The organism is Collinsella aerofaciens, from assembly GCF_039758965.1.
In the GTDB taxonomy this organism is placed as follows: Bacteria; Actinomycetota; Coriobacteriia; order Coriobacteriales; family Coriobacteriaceae; genus Collinsella; species Collinsella aerofaciens_BR.
This window is the reverse complement of record NZ_JBDMSL010000017.1, coordinates 14,799-39,381: the sequence shown is the minus strand read 5'-3', so window position 1 is coordinate 39,381 and position 24,583 is coordinate 14,799. Positions and strand designations below refer to the sequence as shown.

Genomic DNA, 24,583 nt, shown 5'->3' with positions numbered 1-24,583 from the left:
AGTCGGCTCTGTCCGAGTAAGTTTGAAGACGGCCGAATGTGTCTTGCTGCGTTTGCGGTTGGATACGCTGTCGAAGACGTGTCGTGCGGATTGTTGGCGAAAAGACGGTGTGCCAAGCTCGAGGCAGAACTCGACTCCTCTGACGATATCTAATGCGTAATGGGCTGGCTCTGGGTATCCAGAACCAGCCCATTTTGATGGTCGATGAGCCGAGTCGGCGTCTCTCGCAAAGGTAACTGAGAGCTAGTGAGGCTTATCAGAATTGACCTCATCGGCGGTGTCTTTTTCGAGCGCCGTGCGGCGGGCGCTGTAGGCGATGAGGCCGGCGCCTGCTGCGGCGAGTGCTGCTGCGGCTGCTGTCAGGGGGACGTTGCTGTCGCCCGTGCCCGCAAGCGCGCCCGCTTTTCCGGGGCGCTTGTTATTGCCGTGATCCTTGCCGCTGCCAGAGCCACTGCCGCTACCGGAGCTGCTTCCGCCGGAGCCACCTCCACTCGTGCCGCCCTCGCCGTCGACCGTCATCGGTGCATCGTGAAGCCCCGTCGTATCCGCGTTGTCGCATACGCCGACCTGAACTTCTGAGCGTTCGCATGCCGCGTCGGGCACATGAAGCTCGTGCAGTACGGCACCCAGCGCCGAGTTTGCGCCCGGTCGAATTTCCTCGAGCGTTACGGGATCGAGCGCCACCAGATTACGCGCCTTCGCATATAGCGTTACGCGTTTGCCCACCTCGTCGCTCCAACTCTCGGGGATGGCGAAGCTCATGCGGAACTGTGCCGTGCAACCCGGTGCCAGCACGGCGTTGCCGCTGTCGGCTACCAGCGGGTGCGTTGCTAAACGTGCGCCCAGCGTCTCGAGCGCGTACTTCACGTGTGCCATGTCGTTGGCCGAAGCATCCTCGGCAAGCTCCGGATCGTAGATCGAAGCCATGCGTGCGTTTGCTCCGAACCCGATGGATGCGCTGGAGAACGGCTGGCTGGAGCCCTCTCGGTACAGATCGATCGTGCCGGCGGTCAGCAAGGTGTTACCGTCGTTTCGCACCGTGACCATGAAGGATTCGCCTGCTGCTCCGGGCACCACCGCGCCCGAGGTAGCGACCGCGCCCGTCGGAGTGGCACACGCCACCAAGGGCACTTCGATGCCGTGTAGTTCTGCCTCGCTCTTCTCCGCGCTCACAATGTGCGTGGCGAGCGCGGAGAGCATGCTCCCCGACGTCAAAAATGTCGTTATCTGATCGACGGGATGGTCCAGCTCGCACATCACGAACGGCTCCGTAAACAGATCGCCTGACAAGGTGCTGGCGAAGATGCGGAAGTGCTTGCCCATCACTGCAACTGGGTTGCCTTCTTCGTCGTAGGTCTGTCCCACCTTGCCATCGGTGTTCTCTACATAGAGCGCGCACCTGCCGTTGTTGCTTACGCTAAACGATGCCGGGCCACAGCCTGCGGCACCCACGGGCTGCGTTGCAAACGCCGATGCGCCTCGCGTCCAAGTAATATGCTGCAGTTGCTCGTTGACGGTTGCCAAAAAGCCCGAATGTTGTGGCCACGGTACCGCACGGGGTGCTGTGGCGTCTGGTGGCATAACGCCCCAGCCCGCAATGGACTGGCCGATCACGGCGTACGATGCGCAGCCGCAACCGTCTGCGGTCTCGTACGCAACGGGCACCACCATTTTGCCGTTGATATTCTCGGGCTCGCCCAGCTCGATGCTCGACGTTGCCTGCGGAAAGCGGAGGACCTGACGGAACGTGAGGCTGTCGCCCGAAACGTCCGACCACAGGGTAAAGCACTCGAGCGCGACCTCTGCCTCGGTGCCCAACGCCTTTTCTGCCGTGGTTCCGCGGCGGTGGAGATAGGCGCCCGACAGACGCCCGTCGACAAGCGTCTTGCCCACCGTGATGCGTGGACACTGCAGACAATGGTAACCGTCCTCCTGCAGGCGACCGCGCGAGATGCTGCGCCACGACGTGTGCGATACCACGCGAACTTCGCTATTGCTTATGCGCAGGCGCACAACGGACAGTATGCCGGCTGTGCTTGCCGTATCGAAAAGGGTGCTGTCGCCGTCGGGGCGCTCGCCCGAGACCAACAGCACGTAGGCGTCCTGGTTTCCTCTTCCGTCCGTATATTCCACTACGTCGAAGTCGTAATCGTATATGCCGTCGCGCTCCACGTCTTCCTCGCCAAACCCAAGGGGAAAGTCCACAGGCGTGGGAGCGGACCACGTTCCGTTTGCCTTTGTGTGTACCACCAGGCGCGAGCGACCATTGTCGCCGTAGCGCACCGAGGCGATACGGAACAGGCACTCCACGCCGGCAATCATCGTTAGCTTCATGTGGGCTTCGCTGAGCACGCCGGAAAACAGCACGTTGTCGCTCGAGGGTTTTATGCCGCCACGCTCGTCCTCCGACACGCCGGCAGAATTGGCGTTCGGGTCGGCAACGGTGTTTGTTGCCTGACCGATGTAGGTGTACTCATACATCGGCGCGACGTTTTCGTCGTTCTCCATCAGCACGTGGACGAAATGCTCGATCTGTCCCGTGTCGTCGCTTTCTGCATCCGCCTCGAGCTCAATGCGCGTGACCGCCCGCTCCCAATCGCGCACGACAGGCGCGGCGTTTACGGCAGTGGCCTTAACCTCGGCGCGTGCGAGCAGTTCGGCGTTGGTGACGATGGTGGCCGATGCGATAAATTGCGGAACGCCGCCCGCCTCAATGTTGCCGGGCGTGCCGAAGCGGGCGTCCAGCGTGTAAGGCGTATCTCCACCCAATGCGAGCTCAGAGCGCTGGAGCGCATACTGGTCGCCATTGTTCACCGACATATTCCACGAATCGATGAGTGTGGGCCACGACCCCGACCAAGCCTTGGTGGTCCACTTGAACATTACGAACTGGAGTATCACATCGACATCGACGTCTGCACCTACGCGCAGTCGCGGAAGCTGGTGTCCATCCGCCTTCTCGTACCCAATGAACAGCGTGAGGGATGCGGCGCCGCGCACGGCAGACGAAGCGACGCCTGCAACGCCGGCGCCAAAGGTGACGGCAAGCCCGATCTGGATGGTGAACGAGCCCGACGTGTTTGAATAGTCGAGCGAAATGTTTTTAAAAAACGCCGCGCCGCTGCCGTGCGTGTGGGCACCCACGGCGAGCGCCAGTTTTGCCAGCACCCAGGGGTTGACGTTTAGGAAAAATGGCACCGGTCCTAGGGTAAACTGCTCGGTCCAATTGAGGTCGGTTCTTACCTGGAAGAGGGCCTTAATATTGCCGTATGCGGGGTCGTTGTTGTTACCCCAGGTTTTGCCCACCCAATCGTAGGCGAGCGAGCCGTACAGCTGTGTGGCGATATCCATCGTGAACAGCGGCGTGCAATGGTGGCGAAGGAGCTTGGTGTTTCTTGGATCGGTGCCCGAACCGGCACTCATCCTCTTGTACTGATTCCACTTCCCCTCCATCTCGTCGAGGTAGCGGTTTGCCTGCTTGGCGCCCGACTCACGCGGTGACTTCTTCCAGTATTCAGGATCAGGGTTGCCCGAATCGTTCATATAGCTGGCTGGTTTGTATCCTCCGCCAAACAGTACGTACCCGGCAAACGAGAAATCGAACAAAATGGGGAACGAGGGCATCCAACACGTGAATTTATTGCCGCCGATGCCGGGAAACGCCGCGGGGAAATCAAACGGAGTGATCTCTTGGTCCATGGTGGTGGGAATGATGGTGGTCGAGCCCGATTCCGCCTTTGCGGCCGGCGCGGTGACAACGGCCATGGGGGAGGAGAGCGTGTAGGTTTTGCCCTGATAGTCGAGGACAAAGCGCAGCCTGCACCCTTCTTCCAGAAGACCCGAAGCTGCATCGAGGAACGTGTCTTCGAGCGTGAACGTCGCCAGATTATCCGCGCCCGATGCGCTGGCCTTGATCTGGCCGATTTGCGTGACGGTTTCGGTTGAGCTGCCCGCAGCGGGCATCACTTTATTGATATGCAACGTTGCCTGCCCGCCCTGCGGCAGATGAGCCTGCACGGTAAAAGCGTGCGTGTCGGGCTGGTCGTTTGCTGCTTCGTCCGCTGGCATTGCCATGAACGTGGCTTCAGCGTACTGGATGTCCCATTCGTCGAATGTGAGCTGGCGGAAGTACGGCTCGCCGTCGGAAAGCGGACGCGTGGGAGCGGTAATGGCAGTACCGCCCAGAATGCGAGCGAGGGGAATCTCGACATCACGGTAGCCCGCCACGCTAATGGAAATGCCGCCGTTAAAGTCGTACGCGTCGAGAAGCGTTGCCTCGTCCACGTAGCCTTCCGAAAGCGGCGCGACCTCAAAGATGGCCGTGCCTTCGTCATCGGTCGTGGCGGTGAGCTGCTTGCCTGCGGCATAGCGCGATGTGAGCGTGACCTGGGCACCCGTGATGGGCGTATTCTTGTTGGCGACGTCGACCACGACCACACCAAACATGGTGCGCGAGAGAACGAGCACCCTGAAAGGGTCTTTTTCGTCGGCATAGGCTTCGGTGGGCGCGAACGGCAATATGAAGGCGTTTGCGCTTCCCGGCACGCGGGGCAACATAATGCCTGCCAGCGAGGATGCTCCGGCGATAAGTAACGAACGGCGATCAAGCATTTTTGGGCTCCCATCCTGCAAATATCGGAGGAAATAATCCAATTTTGCGAGAAGGTGCCCCATGGCGGTAGTGCCGTTCGATGGTCAAAATGTCCAATTTGAGTGCGCGAAAGCGTCACGCCCCCGGGAGCGTTTTCGATACGCCGGGCAGTCTGGCCACTAGCGCAACATGTGGGCAACCAGCTCGGCGCGTGTGCCGATGCCAAGCTTTGCGTATACGCCGGATAGGCGGTTTTTGACGGTGCCCGGCGATACTCCCATATGGCGTGCGATTTCGGCGTTGGTCCACCCACGACAGGCGAGCATGGCCATGGTGAATTCCGTGGTCGTTAGATCGTCGGCCACGTCCTCGCCCGAATCGGGGTTGTGGATGCGCCGCCAGCCGTAGCTGAAGCGGTACGTGATCTCGATGATGCGTGCGAAGTCGTCAGGGTATTGCGTTTTTAGGCATGCCTCGATAAGCCCCTGTAAAAGGCCGTGATGCTCGCCAATGAGCTCGATAAGGCCGTCGGGACGCGCAATGTTCCAAGCAGTTCCGAAGTGCGTTTTTGCGGCGTCGATGTCCTTGAGACTCATACAGGCCATGGAGGCTGCCAGGTGCAGGAACAGTTCCGAGATCGGATAGCTCCCTTGTTTCATGATCAGGGCGTTTTCCGCCATGCCCAGACTGCGGCCATATTCGCCGCGCAGGTACAGGGCATGCGCCATCACGTAGCTGGCGAACAGGCGCAGGCCTTCGGGCAGATGCGCCGCAAGCGGATAAAACTCTTCGGCAGAATACGGGGAAGGCAAGTGCAACAGGACGCTCGCGGCCGAGGCGAACAGGATATGCGTGGCGTGGATGGCGGGCGATTCTTTGTCGGCTGGCGTATCGAGGATGCCCGCAAGGCACCGACGGGCGTCGGCGATACGGTTGAGCGACAGACTGGCATATCCGCAGATAAAGCATGCGGAATAGCGCGGTGCGGGATCGGTGGCGTCAAGATAGGGGCGCGCCGTCTTGGCAGCGAGGGTGGCCTGTCCGCGAAAGTACAGCGCTTCTGCCGTGGCGATGGCGCGCGAATCGGGGTCGGAAATGCCTGCAACCGCAGCGTCAATCTGCCCCGGCACAAAGGCGGTGCACATCAACGGCATGGGAACGCATGGATAGCCATCGCAGTCCATCTTCCATCTCCCAACAGCTGGCAACAATGCAGCAATTGTACCCCTGCTGCTCGGGACCCCTTTCGTTTTACTGTTCGGTTGACGCTGCGGATCGTTTTGGAAGGCTTACGAGCATGGTGGTCCCGTTCTCGGAACTTGCTTCGACCTCTACAGCGCCACCGTGAAGCGCTGCAATCTCCCAAACGAGCGTTAGTCCGAGTCCTGCACCGCCATATGCCCTGCTGCGGGATTTGTCTAGACGAAAGAACGGCTGGAAGATGCTCTCTCGGTACTTCTTGGGTATTCCCGGGCCCTCATCTTTGACTCGTAGGAGCACGTGGCTGTCGCTGTCGCTGATGGAGACGCTGGCAGTCGAGCCGGAGCGGCTGTAACGGATGGCGTTTTCGACCAGATTAAACACCAGCCGATAGAGGAGCGTGTCGCTCCCGATTACTAAAGCGTCTCCAGCACAATTGAGGGCTATGCCTTTATTTTCGGCAAGTGGTGCAAGGTCGGTGAGGACCTCTTCGGACAAGGGGCCAAGTTCAACATCGTCCTCGCAAGGAACGCTGCGGAGCTCGCTCATCTCGAGCAATACCTTGGTCATTCGAGACATGCGCTCGGTTTGTTCTTGTAGCAGGCCGAGCAACTCGGCTGTTTCGGGTTGTAAGTTGGAGCGCTCGGAGACAAACAGTTCGATCTGTGCCTGCATAAGGGCGAGCGGGGTTCGCAGCTCGTGCGCGGCGTTGCCGGTAAATTGACGCTGCGCGGAGAAACCTTCGTCGAGTCGGACAATCATGTCGTTGAAGGAGGCGCTGCATCGCTGTAGTTCGGTGGGTACATCTTTGCTGAGCTTAATTTCGCTTAGGTTGTCAGGCTGCACGCGCTCAACCTGGGCTGCAAAAGCCCGCAGCGGTTTGAGTGCACGGCCGCTCACAAAGTATGCCAGCACGCCGCCAAGGAGTGTGACTCCAGCCGTGATGCGCCAGGCTGTCGTGCCAAAAGACTCCTGTGCGTCGTTTACGACGATCGTGACCTCGTCATCGAGGGTCGCTTTCGTTGGGTCGAACGCCTGGGGCGAATCTTCGCCAGTTGCGTTAAAGGCCGAGATGTCACTGCCGATGGCTTCCATATAGCGCATGCTCGTATAGCCGACCAGGCAGTTCGTCAGCACGCACGCCGCACACGTCAGCAGTGCCGTCATGATCGTTATGCGCCATTGCAGCGAAAGCCTTTTCATTCGCTATCCTCCATAACGTAGCCCTCTCCAATCCGATTGCGAATCGGGTCGTATCCCAAAGCGCTGCGTAGCTTTTTGCGGAGTGACGAGATGTGAACGCGGGTCGCGTTGCTAAAGCTGTTCACGCTGCTATCCCAAACGTGCTCTATAAGTTCCTCTTGGCTTACCGGTCGCCCCTGATTAAGCATCAGGTATTCCAAGATTCCCGTTTCCTTGCGCGTAAGAGATAGGGCTTCGCTGTCTACGGAAGCGATGCGCGCCTTGGTGTCAAAGCGGAGCTTTCCACAGGTTAATACTATGTCGCTTTGTGCAAAGCGCCTGAGGGTAAGGCTGCGGATCCTTGCCGCAAGCTCGTCAAGATGAAACGGCTTGGTAAGGTAATCGTTGGCGCCGGCATCGAGTCCGGCGACCTTGTCGGCGACCTCGCCGCGTGCGGACAGAATCAGTACCTTGGTCTCGCAGTCGGTTTTCCTAAGTTCCCTGAGCACGGTCATGCCATCGATACGGGGAAGGTTGAGGTCGAGTACCACGAGGTCAAAGACTTCGACGCCCAGCAGGTCGAGCGCCTCCTGTCCGTCGTGGCAGCAGTCGACGCTGTACGCCAAGTTTCGCAAGCTGCGCGCGATTGCATCGCACAGCGCTCGCTCGTCTTCGACGATCAAAATACGCATAACAGTCTCCTTGCACATTCCAAATCGCGCTTAACACGGATTTTATAGTCGATATGGTCCAATGGTCGCGTAACGAAAGGAGTGGTCAGGTTGTTCAAAGCGGTAAAGCCCGTGGTACAGGTCGCTTTGTTGATCGTCGGAATTGCCATGGTGTGCTTTGGTGTTATGCGTGGCGAGGCGGATGCCGTGCTGGCCAAAGCGATTAGGCTGTGCTTGGAGTGTATCGGAATTGGATAAAAGAGAAAACACTGCGTCGCATGTTTTGGCCCGATTTCGCGGATTCATTCAGGCGGCGGCGACGCTGGTCACCAACATTCACCTGCCAAACTTTGCCAAAGGCGGCATCTATCAGGGCGCGGGAAAAACAGTCTGCGTACCTGGACTTAATTGCTATTCGTGCCCCGCGGCATCGGGTGCGTGCCCCATCGGGTCGTTCCAGTCGGTGGTAGGTTCATCCAAGTTCAACTTTTCTTACTATGTTACCGGTACGCTCATTTTGCTCGGCGTGCTGCTGGGACGCTTTGTATGCGGCTTTCTGTGCCCGTTTGGCTGGCTGCAGGAGCTGCTTCATAAGATTCCCGGCAAAAAGTTCTCCACGAAAAAGCTCAAGCCGCTCACGTACATCAAGTACGTCGTGCTGCTGTTTGCCGTGGTGCTGCTGCCCGTCTTGGTGGTTAACGACGTGGGCATGGGCGACCCGTTCTTTTGTAAGTACATCTGTCCGCAGGGCGTGCTCGAGGGTGCCATTCCGCTGGCCATTGCCAATGCCGGCATTCGATCTGCGTTGGGACATCTCTTTACTTGGAAACTTGCAGTTCTCATTGCCGTGGTAGTGCTGAGCGTTTTGTTCTACCGCCCCTTCTGCAAATGGATTTGTCCACTCGGCGCATTCTATGCGCTCATGAATAGGGTGTCCCTACTGGGGATTCGGGTTGACGCATGCAAATGTGTCTCGTGCGGCAAGTGCTCAAAGGTTTGTCAGATGGACGTTGATGTGGTCCGCGCGCCCAATCATGCCGAATGTATCCGGTGCGGAAAGTGCATCGGGGCCTGCCCTGTCGATGCCATCAGCTATCGCTATGGCCTGGATGTGTCGGCGGAAAAGCTTCCCTTGACCGCCGATAAAAAGTAAACAAGCTTCGACAAAACGGAGGAATGACTATGAAGCTTTCTAAGATTGCGGCCCTGTTTATGGTGCCGGTATTGGCCTTGTGCCTTGTGGCATGTTCGGCGCCCGGTGGCAATGCGAGCGAATCTGCGAGCTCCGATCCTAAGATCGCAGAACTCACTGCGCAGAAGCCGGCCAATGCCGACGAGGCCGCCGAGCTGTATGCGAAGCTCATGCAGAAGGAGAACGAGATCTTTTCGAGTGATAACGCGCTGTGGGAAAAGGTATTCAATGCGGCAAATAAAGACTCGGCAATGATTGAGGACGGCAGCAATTACGGCGATTTTCTGCTCAAGACCATCGACGGCGCCAAGGATGAGTTCACGGCGGATGAGCTTAAGACACTCAAGGCCGGTGCACAGCAGATCAAGGAGATCGAGGACAAGCTCGAGAGCTTGGAGAAGGAGTTCCCCGGCTGTGGAAGCACGCCGAGCGCAGGCGAGAGCGTCGACGCTTCGACCGCTGGCATGACGGCTGGTGCCAATGCTTCGAGCGAGGCGACGAAGTTCCCCAGCTTTACGGGCAAGGACCTGGATGGCAACGACGTGAGCAGCGACGAGCTGTTCTCTAAGAACAAGGTCACCGTCATGAACTTCTGGTTCACCACTTGCAAGCCGTGCGTGGGTGAGTTGGGCGACCTTGAGGACCTGAATAAGGAGCTTGCCAAGAAGGGCGGCCAGGTCGTGGGCGTCAATTCCTTTACGCTCGATGGCAACAAGGGCGAGATTGCAGATGCCAAGGACGTGCTGAGCAAGAAGGGCGTGACATATAAGAACATCTGGTTCAAGTCGGATAGCGAGGCCGGTAAGTTTACGTCAAATTTGTTCTCGTTCCCGACGACGTATGTCATCGATCAGAATGGCAACATCGTAGGGGATCCAATCGTGGGAGCCATCAGCTCCGCCGAGCAGCGCGCAGCGCTCGACAAGCTTATCGACCAGGCGATTGCGAATAGCGAGCAGTAGAAAACGCGTAAAGCATAGCGAGGATCGTGTGTCGCTGTGCGGAGTAGTCCGCTGCCTTTCAAGATAAGCTCCACCATATAGAGGCCCCACTTGGGGCCTCTTTTTTTGGGCGCCGTCCCATTCGTTTTTTGGCGCGGTTCGTTACATTCCTCACTGGCGCCGGCAAAAAATGGGGATAGAGTAGGACAAACGCGTCGAATACGAACGGCGGGGAAGAGCGGGCAAGTGCGCCCGCGTGGGAGAGGTTGCCGTCCATGTTGGAGCTCAAAGGTATTTGCAAAAGGTACGTCACGCAGTCGTTTACGCAGGTGGCGCTCGACAGCGTAAGCCTGTCTTTTCGCGATAACGAGTTCGTGGCCATTCTGGGTCCCTCAGGCTCAGGTAAAACCACGATGCTCAACGTTATCGGTGGGCTCGATCATTTCGATTCTGGCGACCTGCTGATCGACGGTATTTCGACCAAAGACTTTCACGATCGCGATTGGGATGCCTACCGTAACAACCGCATCGGCTTTGTGTTCCAAAGCTATAACCTCATTCCGCATCAGACCATTTTGGAAAACGTGGAGCTGGCGCTTACGCTCACGGGTGTGGGCCATGCCGAGCGCCGCCAGCGTGCACGTAAGGCGCTCGAGGCAGTTGGTCTGGGCGAGCACGTGAACAAGCGCCCGAGCCAGCTTTCGGGTGGACAGATGCAGCGCGTGGCCATCGCCCGTGCTCTGATCAATGATCCCGAGATTGTGCTGGCCGACGAGCCGACCGGCGCTTTGGATTCAACGACGTCCGTACAGGTCATGGACCTGCTCAAGGACGTGGCGCGCGACCGCCTGGTCATCATGGTCACGCACAATCCCGAGCTGGCGTACCAGTACGCTACGCGCATCGTCAACCTGGCGGACGGCAAGATCACCGACGATTCCGACCCTTTCGATGTCGCCGACGCCACGCGCCGCGAGGCCAAGCCTACGCGCAAAACCTCGATGAGCTTTGTGACGGCGCTGGGGCTTTCTGCTCGAAACCTCATGACCAAGAAGGGCCGCACGGCCATGACTGCCTTTGCGGGCTCGATTGGCATTATCGGTATCGCGGCGATTCTGGCGCTGTCCAATGGTGTAAACGGCTACATCAAAAAGGTCGAGGAGGATACGCTCTCGAGCTACCCGCTCACCATTTCCAAGCAGGATTACGACCTGTCGTCCATGATGGGCGGACAGGGGGCTGCGGATGATGACTCGCCAGAAAATGTGGATTCGTCCGACGACAGTGCCGGCGGCAAGGCTAAGGGAACTGATAAAATTCCCGTGGTTACGGCCGTAAAGGATATGTTTGCGAGCGTTAAGTCTAACGACATGACGAGCTTTAAGGCATGGCTCGATGCCGGTGGCGACGGCATCGATAAAGAGGTCAACGCCATTCAGTACGGTTACGGTGTATCGCCGGTTGTCTATCGTGCCGGCAAGGGCGATGAGAAGCCTGTCCGGCTGGTGCCCAACGCCATGACCGAGGCCATGAGCGGAGGCGCGAGCTCGGCGGCAACGGTGAGCATGGAATCCATGGGAACCTCGGTCTTTAACGAGATGATCGACGACCAGAGCCTGCTCGACAGCCAGTACGATGTCGTCGCCGGTCATTGGCCCACGTCCGCCAACGAAGCCGTGATGGTGCTTTCGAGTCGTGGCACGGTGGGCGACTACACGCTCTACAGTATCGGCGCGCTGGATATCAATGAGCTCAACGATCTGGTAAACAGCGCTATGACGGCTGACGGTGGGGTCGAAACGCCCGAGACCGGCACCGACTTTACCTACGACGATGCGCTGTCCACGACGTTTAAGGTGCTGTCGCCGGCCGATGCCTATCGCAAAAACGAAGAGACCGGCATGTGGACCGACATGTCTGACGACGCCGACTTTATGGCTGCCAAGGTTGCCGACGGTATTGACGTGCACATTGTGGGCGTGGTGCGACCTAACGAGACGGCCAATGCGAGTGCGTTGTCTCCGGGCATTGCCTATACGCATGCGCTGACTCGCCAGCTTATGGAGCGCGCCGCCGATTCGCAGATTGTGCAGGAGCAACTCGACCACCCCGAGACGGATGTCTTTACGGGCAAAACCTTCGACGAACTGCAAGGCGAGGCCAAGCAAGGCGTGGATCTGGGCAGCATGTTCAGTGTGGACGAGGCGGCGCTCAAGAGCGCGTTCTCGTTCGATACGTCTGCACTTTCGGGTGCGGCCGGCGGTATGGACCTGTCGGATCTTGACTTGTCCGGGCTGGACATTGACCTTTCGGGCGTTGGCAAGGACATCGACTTCAGCGACATCATGGCAAAAGCGCCAACCCCAGATTTCTCGGGTATCTTTGACGGTCTGGAACTCACGCCCGAGCAAATGCAGCAGGTGGGAACACTAGCCAACCAGCTGTTTGAGGGCTTTTTGCAGTCTGATCAGTTTAAGGCGCTGTCGCCCGAAGATCTTAAGGACGCGTCAAAGCTCTCTGCCGCATTCTCGACGTATCTTGAGAATGATGACACAGCTCAGCAAATCCTGGCCCAGCTCAAAGCGCTCGGCGGCGATGCCCTGGCCGAGCGTCTGCAGCAGGCGATGAGCGACTATGTGCAAAAGCAGCTGGCTCCGTATCTGCAGCAGGCTATGGATCAGGTGATGAAGGCAATCAGCGAGCAGATAGCGTCGACGGTATCATCCCAGCTCAAGGCGGGCGCGGCAGGGCTTATGGACCAGGTGGCGACGCAGATGTCTTCGAGTTTTGAAAACCTGGCGGGCGCCATGCGTGTGGATGCGAGTGCCTTTGCTCGTGCCATCCATTTCAACATGGACGCCGAGGACCTGAGTTCGCTCATGATGAGCTATGCCAAGGCTTCGAAGCTCACCTACGACAACAATCTGACCACGTTGGGCTATGCGGATGAGGCAGACCCCATCTCGGTCAAGATTTTCCCGCGCGACTTTGAGGCCAAGGAGCGCGTGCTCGATCACATCGATGCGTACAACAAGCAGGTCAAAGCCTCTGGCCACGATGAGCAGGCAATCTCGTACACCGACTACATGGGCATCATCATGGGTTCGGTGACCGACATCGTGAACACCATCAGCTTGGTGCTCATCGCATTCGTGAGTATCAGCCTGGTGGTGAGCTCCATCATGATCGGCATCATCACCTACATCAGCGTGCTGGAACGCAAAAAGGAGATTGGCATCCTGCGTGCGATCGGCGCGTCGAAGCGTAACGTGGCCAACGTATTCAATGCCGAGACCTTTATCGAGGGCCTCATCGCCGGCGTCTTTGCCATTGTCGTGGTAGTACTCGTGAGCTTCCCGGTCAATGCCTGGGCGCTTGCGGCCAAACAGGTCCCCAACCTGATGAGCCTGCCCGTGCAGGATGCGCTGGTGCTCATTGCGATTTCTGTGTTGCTAACGGTCATTGCCGGCCTGCTGCCGGCCCGAAGCGCATCCAAGAAGGACCCCGTCGAAGCCCTGCGCTCCGAATAATGTGACAAAGGGACAGTCCCTTTGTCACGTTCGTTGATATGAGAGAAGAGTAGATGATTCTATCGTTGGCCCCTATGGAGGGGATAACCGGGCATGTGTTCCGTCGCGTGCATGCGGAGTGCTTCGGCGCGCTCGATTGCTATTACACGCCGTTTTTGCCGCCGCCGCGGGTGGGAAATCGCTTTGGCGGCAAGGCGTTTAAGGAGATCGATCCTGCCAATAACCAGGGGCTCAACGTAGTGCCTCAGCTGATGTCCAAGAACGCGGACGAGTTTGTGTGGGCGGCACAGGTGCTCGCCGACATGGGCTACCGCGAGGTCAATCTCAACTTGGGTTGCCCTTCGGGAACGGTTGTCGCCAAGGGCAAGGGCTCGGGTTTCTTGCGCAATCTCGACGAGCTCGAGGCGTTCTTAAGCGATGTGTGCGAGCGGTCGCCGTTGCCGGTATCGGTAAAGACCAGGCTGGGGTTGGAACGCGATGACGAGTATGAACGTGTGCTCGATCTGTATTGCCGCATGCCGTTGTCAGAGCTGATTGTGCACCCGCGCGTACAGAAGGACCGTTATACGGGCTCGCCGCGCAAGGAGTTTTACGGCGAGACGCTGGAGCGTGCGCCGTTTCCGGTGGCCTATAACGGCGACATTTTCGATCTTGAGGATATGGACGCGCTGGCGGAGGCCTATCCCGACACGCGCCATGTAATGCTAGGGCGTGGCCTGCTCGCGAACCCCGCGCTGGCTCGCATGGTTAAGGGCGGTCCTGCTGCCACGGCAACCGAACTGCAGCGTTTCCACGACACGCTGTTTGCGGTCTATGCAGAAGAGATTGGCGGCAACGCAGTCTTTCGTATGAAGGAGTGGTGGTTCTACGCCAAGTGCGCTTTCGCCGACCCCGCTACCGTTCACAAGCTCGTACGTAAGACCAAAAAGGTCGACGAATACCGCGCCGCCGTCGAGCGGGTCTTTCGCGAGCAGCCACTCGCACCCATAGCTCGCTTCCGCGGCTAGTTAGTCATCGGGGACGTTCTTTAGCGACTAGTCATTTAAGAACGTCCCCGATGACTACCCGCAAAAACTGTACGTCAGCATCCAAAGATGTCGAAAAATGTCGACTTTGGATGCTGGTGTACATGTTTGGGTCGTATGGGCTGGGGCCCTGGACGGACAGAGCGTGCGTACTAGAGCAGATTCTCCTGCAGCCATGCGATGATGTCGCTCGACTCGTAGAGCGGCTTTCCGTCGATGAACAGGCAGGGAACCTGGCGCTTTCCGCCGACGGCGATGAGTGTCTGCTCGGCTTCGGTATCGGTCGAGATATTGCGCTCGGGAATGGTCACGCCGTTATCGGCAAGGAAACGCTTGACCTTTAAGCAATACGGGCAGCCGGTCATAACGAACAGCGCGAGCTCATGATTAGTAGCCATAGGTCTCCAATCGGTTGCGGTTTTGATTGAAATACCCAAAGCCGCCGCAGTCTATGCGCGCGTCAACGACGACTCGATGGCCTGTACCAGAAACGCCGTGGCTCCGGTGCCACAGGGCTTGTCGTAGTAGTCGATAAAACGCCGATCGGCAAGATAGCCGTGGGCGAGGCCCAGGTATGCTTCGTCTTGGGGTTCGTGTCCCCAGTTGAGACCAATCCAACGACGATGCATCGCGACGAGCTTGCGAGCCTCGTTGCTCTCTGGGTCGCCAATGCCCATGGCAATCGAAAGCTGGCCCAGAACAGCGCGTTCAAGTTCCTTCATGTCGTTCCATGTCTCGGGGTCCATGTCCAGCAGCGCTTCGTTTACCGCATCGACGGCTTCATCGCCATAGCGCGCCCGCGCTTCGGCGCCGTAGCGCTCCTCGTTTTCCTGCACGGTGTGCCAGCGCTCCAGTTGCGGCAGGACGGCGCCCATGAGCGAGACGGCTTCGTCGAGCGACATGCCGGTGTTTTGCGCCAGCCGCGGGGCACAATCCTCAATCATCGCCTCCATCGTGGTCTCGTAGGTGTACTTGCCGTGGTCGTAGCACCACTTGCAGTAATGGTCGGTCGTGGCGCCTGTGGCATCGGTGCCGCAGTCGTCGGGCGTGAGTATCATGCCGCAGCTCTGGCAATAATGCTCGGGCATTTCGAGCAGGTGGGACAGTGGCTCGCCGGTTACGGCGGCAATGAGTTTCATCATGTCGATGCCCGGGGTGACCTCGTCGCGCTCCCAACGGCTGACGGCTTGGCGCGTGACAAAGAGTTTGGCGGCGAGCTGCTCTTGGGTAAGGTGATGGGCGCGACGGATGGCAATGAGCTTTTCTGCAAAGGCCATAGCGGCTCCTTTCTGCTGGTTGATGGCTTAAGCATACGCGGTAGCAGGCACCCCTCCAAGCAACCGTTGGTTGCAGGACGGAGGACCGCGGCGAAGAATTGCGCACAACGCCTCACACCTTCATGCCGTACAATGACCGGCATGGAACCTATCGCACACATCCATACCGACCTGCCGCAAAAGTTTGGCATTCCGCGCAACAGCTTTTTGGCGCCCCATCTGCAGGGACGCATCGTCTTTGAGCCGGAATTTGCCTCCAATGCGGCGGTTGAGGGTTTGGACTCCTTCTCTCACCTATGGCTGCTGTGGCGCTTCGAAAACGGAACGCCCGGCGGCACGGCTAAGGACATAGCTGCCGATGCCAAGTCGCAGGACAGGTCCGGCACCAACGTCAAGTGGTCGAAGACCGTGCGTCCGCCGCGTCTGGGTGGAGCCGAGCGTGTGGGCGTGTTTGCCACGCGCAGTCCGTTTCGCCCTAACCCCATCGGGCTCACCTGCGTTAAGCTCGACCGCGTGGAGCTTACCGACGACGGCCCCATCATCCATGTGCTGGGGGCCGACCTGCGCGACGGCACGCCCATCTACGACATTAAGCCCTACATTCCGTTTGCGGACTGCCACCCGGATGCAACGGGCGGCTGGATTGAAGATGCTCCGTGGCAAGAGCTCGATATCGAGTTCCCGCAAGCGCTGCAGGATATGATTCCGCCCGCAAAGCTCCCCGGCTTGGTCGAGGTCCTTCGCCAAGATCCACGCCGCGCGGGCAGCAAGCACGAGCCAAACCGCGTTTACCACTTGGCCTACGCCGGACTCGACATATCTTTTACGGTCGATGAAACCCAGCTAACCGTAGTCGCCGTCACCGACGCGCGAGACTAACCAGCCATTCGTCCGCACCCGTCAAATTAAGCGCCAAACCCCGCTCCAAAATCGCCTACGCTGGTGGACAATAACGCCTACCAAAACAATCAACTTTGCACGGGGGCTCAGCATGAAATACGACTTTAGCTCGCTTATCGACCGCCACGGCATGGACTCCATCGCCGTTGACTCTTGGGGTGAGATCCCCGGTATGGCTCCGAACGCACCCGACGAGGGCTTCGACCGCATTCCCATGTGGGTGGCCGACATGAACTTTGCCACGGTGCCCACGGTCCAGGAACACATCATTCAGCGCGCCCAGCACCCCATGTTTGGCTACTTCAATCCGCGTCCCGAGTACTTCGACCGCATCATCGAATGGCAGAGCCGCCGTAATGGCGTCAAGGGCTTGGCGCCGGAGCATATCGGCTACGAAAACGGCGTGCTGGGCGGTGTCGTGTCGACGTTGCGCGCGTATGTCCAGCCGGGCGATGCGGTGCTGGTCCACAGCCCCACCTACATCGGCTTTACCAAGTCCATCGAGGCCGCGGGCTATCGCATTGTCCACAGCCCGCTTAAACTCGACAACCGGGGCGTGTGGCGCATGGACTTTGAGGACATGGAGTGCAAACTCGCCCAAAACAACATCCATGCCGCGGTGTTCTGCTCGCCGCACAATCCCTGCGGCCGCGTATGGGAGCGCGACGAGATCGAGCGCGCCATGGACATCTATTGCCAGCACGATTGCGTGGTGATCTCGGACGAGATTTGGTCCGATATCATTCTGCCGGGTCACAAGCATATTCCGACGCAGTCGGTGAGCGAGGATGCCCGCATGCGCACGGTTGCCCTCTATGCGCCGAGCAAGACGTTCAACCTGGCGGGCTTGGTCGGCAGCTACCACATCATCTATAACGAGACGCTGCGCGACCGCGTGTGCGCCGTGTCCAACAAGACCCACTACAACGAGATGAACGTCCTCTCCATGCACGCGCTTATCGGTGCCTACCAGCCGCAAGGCTACGAGTGGGTGGACGAGCTCAACCAGGTGCTTGCCGGCAATATCGAGTACTTCTGCGATTACGTGGTCGAGCATTTTGAGGGCGTGTCCTATTCGCGTCCGCAGGGCACGTACATGGTGTTTCTGGACTGCACCGAGTGGTGCCGCGAGCATGGCCGCGATATTCAGTGGTTGCTCGACGAGGGGGCGCGCGTGGGCGTGGGGTATCAGGACGGTCGTCCGTTCCACGGGCCCTGCCACATTCGCGTGAATCTGGCGCTGCCGCTTTCGCGCGTAAAGGAAGCGTGCGACCGCCTGGACCGCTACGTTTTTAATGCACGGTAAGTGAGCACTGCATGCGGGGTCTTCTGCCAAGTTGGCTGGAAGGCCCCGCATGGTAAAACGTCTGTAACCATTGGACGCTCGAGTGGTTTCGTTTGCTATTATCTTTAACCATTTTAGTCTGTAAACAGGATCTTCTGGAGCTCGATGAAAAGACCTCGCCGCTCGGTGTCCATATCGTTGTTTGTCGCGCTTGCGGTAGCGTGTGCCTTTGTCGTAGCGATAGCTAGCTGTTCTGGGCGTAATGACGAAGCCTCGACGTCTGCATTAGAAGGTCTGGACGCCTCGCAGATCAAAGACGACGACCTCAAGACGCTCAACGTCGGCAGCGACCTCTATCCACCGTTTGTGTATACCGATGAGTACGGCGATATCGTTGGCCTGGATGTCGAGATACTAACCGAGGCTTTGGCCCGCATTGGTTACAAGCCAAAGTACCAGCTGATCGATTGGGAAAAGAAGAAAGAGCTGCTGGCGAGCGGCGAGCTCGATTGCGTCATGGGCAGCTTTAGCATGACGGGTCGCGAAAATGAGTATCGTTGGGCCGGCCCGTACCTTGCGAGCCGCCAGGTGGTCGCGGTCGATCCCCAGAGCGATATCTACACGCTTGCCGATCTTGAGGATAAGGTCGTGGCGGTCCAGTCCACCACCAAGCCCGAGGGCATTTTGCTCAATCGTACAAATGAAAACGTTCCACAGATCAAAGAGCTCTACAGCTTTTCGGACCACTCATACCTGAACCCAGCGCTTGTTGAGGGTCTGGTCGACGCCATCGCCGCGCATGAGTCCTCGCTGCTCACCTACGAAAAAGACTATGGTGTGACGTATCGCATTTTGGATGAGCCGCTGCTAGAGGTCGGTTTGGGCACCGCTTTCGATATCAACGATACGCGTGGCATCGACGTCAAGCTCACCCATGCCTACCAAGAATTGCTTGCCGATGGCACCATGGAACGTCTGGTGTCAAAGTACTTTGATGACCCTTCGCCATTTTTGAATATGGAGGGCCTGTCATGATCGATGCGCCCGACCACGCCGCTCAGGAGCGGGGCAATCGTTCGGCAGGGGCATGGCTCCTTGTCGCTCTGCTGGGGATAGCGCTCTCGGTTGTTGCCGGCATGATGAGCTACGGTTACACGACGGCCCAAGCCGAGCAGCGCTTTGCCGACGTTGTCGATTACGTGGCGACGCAGAGCCTTTCCTACGATGCATTCAATAGCGCCTATACGACCAAAAACCTGATTCGCGTTATGGAGATCGCCGGAGAGACAGCGCGCGATATGGAGCGCGACGGTTCGGTGGATAACGCTACGCTGGAGCAATATGCCGACCAGTTCAACGTGAGCGCACTGATCGTGACGGACGCATCGGGCAATTTGGTGTCCGAGTCCTCGACGGATGGCGTGGGCTACGAGTCGATCGCTACGTACCTCAAGGAAGCGCCCGTGCTGGAGGTGGCAGCCTATCCGCTTAAGTCCTATACCGCCCGCATCACACTTGCGGATGACTCGGTCGCAGACATTGGCTGCGTGACCCGGCAAGATGGCGAGGGCATCGTTATCGCGGTAAGGCATCAGAGCGCGAAGGCAGTTGCAAGCAATACGCTCAAGCTGCAGAGTCTGCTCGGTGGTTATGAGACCATTGACAGCGGCAATATCGTGATTGAAAGCGATGGCAAGGTCGTTGCGACCAATGCCGTTGAACCCACCATATTGGGCGTATTCGATCTGCCTGCGACGGATGCCTTCATTGTCGACGGTATAAAGGATCGGTGCCCGGCTGGTAAGGTCAGATTGGTCAACGCCAATGGCGAGTGGTATTTGGGCACATTTGGAAAAGCGCGCGGGTTCTACGTGTACACCTATGCCTCGGCGCGGCGCTACTTTGAGGTCGTCGCGGCTGTTGCTGCCGGCGTGCTGGTGCTCTACAGCGGTGTTGTAGCCGTTGTTGTGATGGTGCGTCGCCGCGCTGACCGTCGACGTTTGACGGACTTGCTGCAGCAGGAGCGCGACTATGGCGACAAGCTGGCAAAGGCGGCGCGTGAGGCCTCGTCTGCCAACTCGGCAAAGACGGAGTTTTTGCGCCGCATGAGCCACGATCTGCGCACGCCCATCAACGGCATTCGCGGCATGGTCGAGGTTGGCGATGCCAATGCGGACGATCTGCAAAAGCAGACTGAGTGCCGTTCAAAAATCTGGACGGCATCGGGACTGCTGCTCGACCTTGCCAACGAGGCACTCGATATGAGTCGCCTGGAGAGCGGGCAGGTCGACCTGAACCTCGTACCCACAAATTTGGTGGCACTCAACTGTGAAGTGCGCGATATTCTGGAGCGCCAGGCCGAGGAACGTCTGGTGACAATTATCTGCGACCAGCAGACGCTTAATCATCCCTATGCGCGGGTGAGCGTGACGCACCTCAAGCGCTTGTTGCTTAATATTGCCGGCAATGCCGTCAAGTACAACCGCCAAGGCGGCTATGTTCGCCTGGTGTGCCGCGAGGTGGAGCCAGCGGATGGCGTCCCCGTCTATGAATACACGATCGCCGACAACGGTATTGGTATGAGCGAGGAGTTCCAACAGCACCTCTACGAGCCGTTTTGCCGCGAGGAGCAACAGGTGGAAGGCGCTTCATCGGGAACTGGCCTGGGCGCGCCTATCGCAAAACAGTTGGTCGAGCTTATGGGCGGAACCATGAGCTTTACGAGCGTCTTGGGGCAGGGGACGACGTTTACCATCCGCCTGCCGCTCGAGAAATGCAAGCGCTCCGAGATTCCTCGGGCAGTTCGCGCGGATGCGGGCGATGGCGATGCGCTTCAGGGCTTGCGCGTTTTGCTCGTAGAGGATAACGATCTGAATGCCGAGATCGCGCAGTTTACGCTCAGCCGTGCCGGTGCCGTCGTGACGCATGCTAAGGATGGCGAGTCTGCCGTTGAGGCGTTTGCCGCGAGCGCACCGCACGAGTACGACGTGGTGTTGATGGACATCATGATGCCCGGTATCGATGGCCTTGAGGCCACGCGTCGAATTCGAGCACTCGATCGCGAGGATGCCGCGACCACGCCGATTATCGCCGTGAGTGCCAATGCCTTTGCCGACGACCGCAGACTTTCGCGCGAGGCGGGCATGGACGCGCACCTGAGTAAACCCGTGAGCTCGCAGGAGCTCGTTGAGGCGCTTGCGCACATAGCCGCCGACGCTTCATAAGCATATGGCCCGGTTCCAAGGTGGGTTGGAACCGGGCCATATTGCCATTTGTGAGTTTTGCTTTTGAGGCTTACTTTTCTTGAATCTGCTTGCCGCAAAGATGCTCAATCGTAATCTCGTAGAGCTGGACGCCCTTAATGTCCTTGGCGATTTCCTCTTCGACTTCCTCGGCAGAAGGGTAGTACTTAAGCGCGAGCTGGCGGACTGTATCCTCGATAAACGCGGGAGTGTCATTCGCCAGGCGACAGCGGCCAAAGACCACGGTGCTCATAACGTAGGGAGCCCAGTCACCGTCCTTGTACCACTCGTTGCCGTAAACGGTAAAGCAGACCTTGTCATCGCGCTTGAGTGAATCGACCTTGTGGCCAGCCTTGGCACCATGGAAATAAATCTTGTCGTGCTCGGTGTCAAAGAAGTAGTTGACGGGAATGGCGTACGGGTAGCCATCGTCGCCGTTGACGGCAAAGACGCCGCGCTTGCAGGTGGCGAGCAGTTCGCGCGCTTCCTCGTCAGTGATGGCGCGTTTCTTTCGACGTAAGGGCCTAAACATCGTTGGCTTCCTTTCTGCTGCGTATGGTTGTTGAGCACAAACTATAGCGAAACGGATCCGTTTTTCTTGATGCGGGCGAGTATGTTTTTGAGCTTGTTAAAGTCGAGCGGTTTGGACAGATGAGCGTTCATGCCGGCGTCGTGTGCCGCCTTGGCGTCCTCGGCAAAGGCATTGGCGGTGAGCGCGATGATGGGGATATCGGCTGCATCGACCTTCTCGCTCAGACGAATCGCGCGGGTTGCCTCGTAGCCGTCCATGTCCGGCATCATAATGTCCATCAGGATCGCATCGAAGCTGCCGGCGGGACGGCCAACGTATAGGTCGACCGTTTCGTTGCCGTTGGCGGCACGAGTTACGACGATGCCTTCGCTTTCGAGCAGAGCCTGGGCAATCTCGGCATTGAGCTCGTTATCTTCTGCCAAAAGGACGTTCATGCCGGCAAGCGAGCAGCTGTTTGCCTGGCCGTCCGCACGTTCTCTTGCCTGAGGGTTCTTGTCGATATCGAGCGGAATCTGGACGTTGAACGTACTCCCCACGCCAACCTCACTCGAAATCTCAATCGTGCCGCCCATCAGTTCAATAAGCGACTTGACGATTGGCATGCCCATGCCGGTTCCTTGGAACTTGCTGCGCGCATCGTCACCTTCTTGGGCAAACGGCTCATAGATATGCTTTAAAAACTTGGGAGCCATGCCAATGCCGGTATCCGAAACGCTAAAGCAAAAGAGCGCGCGCTTGTTATCGAGTGGCTTGGTCTTTGAGCTAAAGGTGACGGAGCCGCCGTGCTTGTTGTACTTAATGCTGTTGTCTAACAGGTTGATCATGATCTGTCGGATATGGGTGGGACTGCCGATCATGTATGGCCCCGTGGCGTATGGCAGACTATTGTCCTGCATTGTGATGCCGTTACTGGACGCGCGGAGTTTGCACAGCACTAGCGTATCGTCACAGAGCTCTTTGAGGTTAAAAGGCGCATGCTCCAGTGTTAGCTTGCGGTCTTCGATTTTGCCCATCTCGAGGATGTCGTTGATCAGCGAGAGCAGGTGATTGGCGGCAACGCGCGCCTTGGCACGGCTCTCGCGGGCGACTTGCATATCGCCTTCCTTCAATTCCTCGATCTCGATAAGGCCCAGGATACCGTTGAGCGGCGTACGGATGTCGTGGCTCATGCGCGTGAGGAATGCCGTCTTAGCGGCGTTGGCAGCATCGGCTTTTTTGCGCTCGGTTCGAGCGCGCACGAGCGCCCAGATGAGCAGGACGATGCCGACCGACAACATACCGATGAGGGTGGCGGCAATAGCGGTGCGGTTGCGATAAAGGAATCGAAGCGTGTCGGATTCCTGGGCCGTGTACGACGTGGGGGAGAAATTGCTTGCGGAGAGCGATTCTCCGGAATTGATGATGCCCTTGTTGATGATTCCCAGCAGCTCGGGTTTTCCGCGCGAAATCCAGCACGAGAGCTCACAGGTGTCAGGGAGCTCGGTCGTCTCGCAGTCCTCGAGATCGTAACGGTCACCGATGGTCTTTACGCGTGAACTGGGAGCGACGATGCAGTGCGCCGTTCCCTTCCTGAGGGCGTCGAACGCTTCATCGTCGGATTGGTATTCGGTCACGGTCGCTGTGGGGAACAGACTTTCAAGTGCATTTTTGTTGACAAACGATGATTTGGTACAGGCGATGTTCTGAAGGTCTTTGTTCAGGTCGCTGCCGGTGTGGATGGCGGTGAGGGATATGGTCCCCAACGATATCGACTGCACAACGCCTGTTTGCTCGGCAAACCAGTAATCTCGGTATACCGGCAGCGCAACGTCTATGCTTCCCTTTGACAGGGCCTTTGACATCATCTTGTAGCTATCAAAGGCGACGGTTTTGACCGTAATGCCAAATTTATCGTGCAGCGTCATCGCAAGCGATGCGAGCGAACCTTCCATTTCGCCGTCTTCGTCTTCGTTACAGTAGGGGAGTTTGCCCGTAATGTAGCCGAGCGTGACGGTGCTGTCATTTGCTTTGAGCCAGGAACGCTCGGGGCCGTTGAGCGATGATGAACCGCTGTTTTGGGCCGAGTAGTTAGATTTGACTTCGTCGATATAGCGTGGGTTGACGCGGGCGATTGCCGTCATGGCGGCATTGATGTCGTCCATCAGGTCGGGGCGGCTTTTGGGGACGGCAAAATAGTAGTCGCTCGAACCAATGTAGAACATGGGGGAGGCGCTGGGCGACGAGGTCGTGTCGTTCATGATGATGGCATCGACCTCGTTGTTTGCGAGCGCGTCAAAGAGAACGGAGTTTCCGTCATACTTCCTGTATGTGCAGGCGATTCCTTCGTTGGCGAGCCACTGCTGGCCAACGAAGGTTTGCATAACGCCGGGGTTGCAGCCGATGGTAAGGCCTTGGAGCGCTTGGGGGTCACCCTTGGCCAGATCGTCGCGCTCGGGCTTGGCGTAGATGTAGTAGCGCTCGGTGCCCTCGGGGTTCGAGGAAAAGAGCAGCTTTTGGGCGCGTTCCTCGGAGTAGGAGATGTTGGGCATGAGGTCGATCTTGCCCGCCTCGAGCATGTCCATAAGCTCGGTGAAGGTGCCGGAGACGTATTCGTACCGCCAGCCGGGCGTGTAGTACGACAGGGTCTGGAGGTACTCGTAACCCCATCCCGAGAGACGCTCGCCGGGGGTGCCGTCCTGGAAGCCCTCGTTGTTGACGAGCCAACCAACGCGGACTGTCTTGGCCTGCTGATCGGAGTCGGCGGCAAAGGCAGGGGCGGGCGCGACGGCGCTCAGTGCGGCGAGCGCGGTAAGCGCAACGGCTAGGGCGCGATATATAGCTGAACGAAGGACAGTGGCAGCTCTCACATGTAATCCTAACGAATCGAGACATTACCGCATAAGAATACCAGCTCAGCCTGCCCAGCCGGCAGCAGCACCGCTAAACGGTTCCGCCCGGCAGTTGGGGACAGTCCCTTTCTGCCGGCACAAAAGGAACGTCCCTAACTGTCGGTTGTGGGACAATACCGAGCGAACG

Annotated in this window: 17 protein-coding genes; 9 read left to right on the top strand and 8 right to left on the bottom strand. The window is 58.3% G+C overall.

Features of this window, described 5'->3' with window-relative positions; genetic code table 11:
* Positions 1-243: 243 nt before the first annotated feature.
* The 4 genes from ABHU32_RS06790 to ABHU32_RS06775 all read right to left on the bottom strand — a co-directional run bounded on the left by ABHU32_RS06790 (position 244) and on the right by ABHU32_RS06775 (position 7,683).
* Positions 244-4,611, bottom strand: coding sequence for a hypothetical protein (locus ABHU32_RS06790; protein ID WP_346979467.1), 4,368 nt, complete (start codon positions 4,609-4,611; stop codon positions 244-246).
* A 159-nt stretch (positions 4,612-4,770) separates the two neighbouring features.
* A complete protein-coding gene (locus ABHU32_RS06785) occupies positions 4,771-5,775 on the bottom strand; it encodes a helix-turn-helix domain-containing protein (protein WP_346979466.1) in 1,005 nt (334 codons plus the stop codon).
* Positions 5,776-5,842: 67 nt separating this feature from the next.
* Positions 5,843-6,994: a HAMP domain-containing sensor histidine kinase gene (locus ABHU32_RS06780; RefSeq protein ID WP_346979465.1), complete on the bottom strand. Its 1,152-nt coding sequence runs from the start codon at positions 6,992-6,994 to the stop codon at positions 5,843-5,845.
* The gene (locus tag ABHU32_RS06775; protein ID WP_430393433.1) at positions 6,991-7,683 is read right to left on the bottom strand and encodes a response regulator transcription factor; all 693 of its coding nucleotides are present in this window, start codon (positions 7,681-7,683) and stop codon (positions 6,991-6,993) included. The genes ABHU32_RS06780 and ABHU32_RS06775 overlap by 4 nt, the downstream gene beginning before the upstream one ends.
* A gap of 129 nt (positions 7,684-7,812) precedes the next feature.
* On the opposite strand from ABHU32_RS06775, the gene ABHU32_RS10090 reads away from it, so the two are divergent.
* The 5 genes from ABHU32_RS10090 (at position 7,813) to ABHU32_RS06750 (ending at position 14,314) form a co-directional block, all read left to right on the top strand.
* Positions 7,813-7,902, top strand: coding sequence for a CD1871A family CXXC motif-containing protein (locus ABHU32_RS10090; protein WP_022094046.1), 90 nt, complete (start codon positions 7,813-7,815; stop codon positions 7,900-7,902).
* 205 nt (positions 7,903-8,107) lie between these two features.
* Complete coding sequence (locus ABHU32_RS06765; RefSeq protein WP_430393432.1) at positions 8,108-8,797, top strand: 4Fe-4S binding protein; 690 nt, start codon at positions 8,108-8,110, stop codon at positions 8,795-8,797.
* A 29-nt stretch (positions 8,798-8,826) separates the two neighbouring features.
* Entirely contained in the window at positions 8,827-9,798 is a 972-nt protein-coding gene (locus ABHU32_RS06760; RefSeq protein ID WP_260699002.1) for a TlpA family protein disulfide reductase, read from the top strand.
* Between the two features lie 254 nt (positions 9,799-10,052).
* Positions 10,053-13,307 (top strand): ATP-binding cassette domain-containing protein, encoded by a 3,255-nt coding sequence (locus ABHU32_RS06755; RefSeq protein WP_346979464.1) that lies wholly within the window; start codon positions 10,053-10,055, stop codon positions 13,305-13,307.
* Positions 13,308-13,360: 53 nt separating this feature from the next.
* Positions 13,361-14,314 carry a tRNA dihydrouridine synthase gene (locus ABHU32_RS06750; protein WP_346979463.1) on the top strand — a complete coding sequence of 318 codons (954 nt, stop codon included), beginning with the start codon at positions 13,361-13,363 and terminating at the stop codon, positions 14,312-14,314.
* A gap of 170 nt (positions 14,315-14,484) precedes the next feature.
* On the opposite strand, the gene ABHU32_RS06745 is transcribed toward ABHU32_RS06750, so the two are convergent.
* Both ABHU32_RS06745 and ABHU32_RS06740 read right to left on the bottom strand, forming a co-directional pair.
* A complete protein-coding gene (locus tag ABHU32_RS06745) occupies positions 14,485-14,730 on the bottom strand; it encodes a glutaredoxin family protein (protein WP_346979462.1) in 246 nt (81 codons plus the stop codon).
* 51 nt (positions 14,731-14,781) lie between these two features.
* Positions 14,782-15,609 (bottom strand): TipAS antibiotic-recognition domain-containing protein, encoded by an 828-nt coding sequence (locus tag ABHU32_RS06740; protein WP_346979461.1) that lies wholly within the window; start codon positions 15,607-15,609, stop codon positions 14,782-14,784.
* Positions 15,610-15,750: 141 nt separating this feature from the next.
* Between ABHU32_RS06740 and tsaA the strand changes: the two genes are divergently transcribed.
* From tsaA to ABHU32_RS06720, 4 genes are all read left to right on the top strand, one after another.
* Positions 15,751-16,488, top strand: a complete 738-nt coding sequence (gene tsaA, locus ABHU32_RS06735) for a tRNA (N6-threonylcarbamoyladenosine(37)-N6)-methyltransferase TrmO (protein WP_346979460.1) — start codon at positions 15,751-15,753, stop codon at positions 16,486-16,488.
* 112 nt (positions 16,489-16,600) lie between these two features.
* Positions 16,601-17,815, top strand: a complete 1,215-nt coding sequence (locus tag ABHU32_RS06730) for a MalY/PatB family protein (RefSeq protein ID WP_346979459.1) — start codon at positions 16,601-16,603, stop codon at positions 17,813-17,815.
* Between the two features lie 165 nt (positions 17,816-17,980).
* The gene (locus ABHU32_RS06725) at positions 17,981-18,829 is read left to right on the top strand and encodes a substrate-binding periplasmic protein (protein ID WP_346979458.1); all 849 of its coding nucleotides are present in this window, start codon (positions 17,981-17,983) and stop codon (positions 18,827-18,829) included.
* Positions 18,826-21,018, top strand: a complete 2,193-nt coding sequence (locus ABHU32_RS06720) for a hybrid sensor histidine kinase/response regulator (protein WP_346979457.1) — start codon at positions 18,826-18,828, stop codon at positions 21,016-21,018. The genes ABHU32_RS06725 and ABHU32_RS06720 overlap by 4 nt, the downstream gene beginning before the upstream one ends.
* Positions 21,019-21,088: 70 nt before the next feature.
* Here the strand turns inward: ABHU32_RS06720 and ABHU32_RS06715 are convergent, their stop codons facing one another.
* Together ABHU32_RS06715 and ABHU32_RS06710 are read right to left on the bottom strand one after the other, a co-directional pair.
* On the bottom strand, positions 21,089-21,568 hold the full coding sequence (locus ABHU32_RS06715; protein WP_316364549.1) for a pyridoxamine 5'-phosphate oxidase family protein: 480 nt from the start codon (positions 21,566-21,568) through the stop codon (positions 21,089-21,091).
* A 41-nt stretch (positions 21,569-21,609) separates the two neighbouring features.
* On the bottom strand, positions 21,610-24,414 hold the full coding sequence (locus tag ABHU32_RS06710) for an ATP-binding protein (protein WP_346979456.1): 2,805 nt from the start codon (positions 24,412-24,414) through the stop codon (positions 21,610-21,612).
* Positions 24,415-24,583 lie beyond the last annotated feature (169 nt).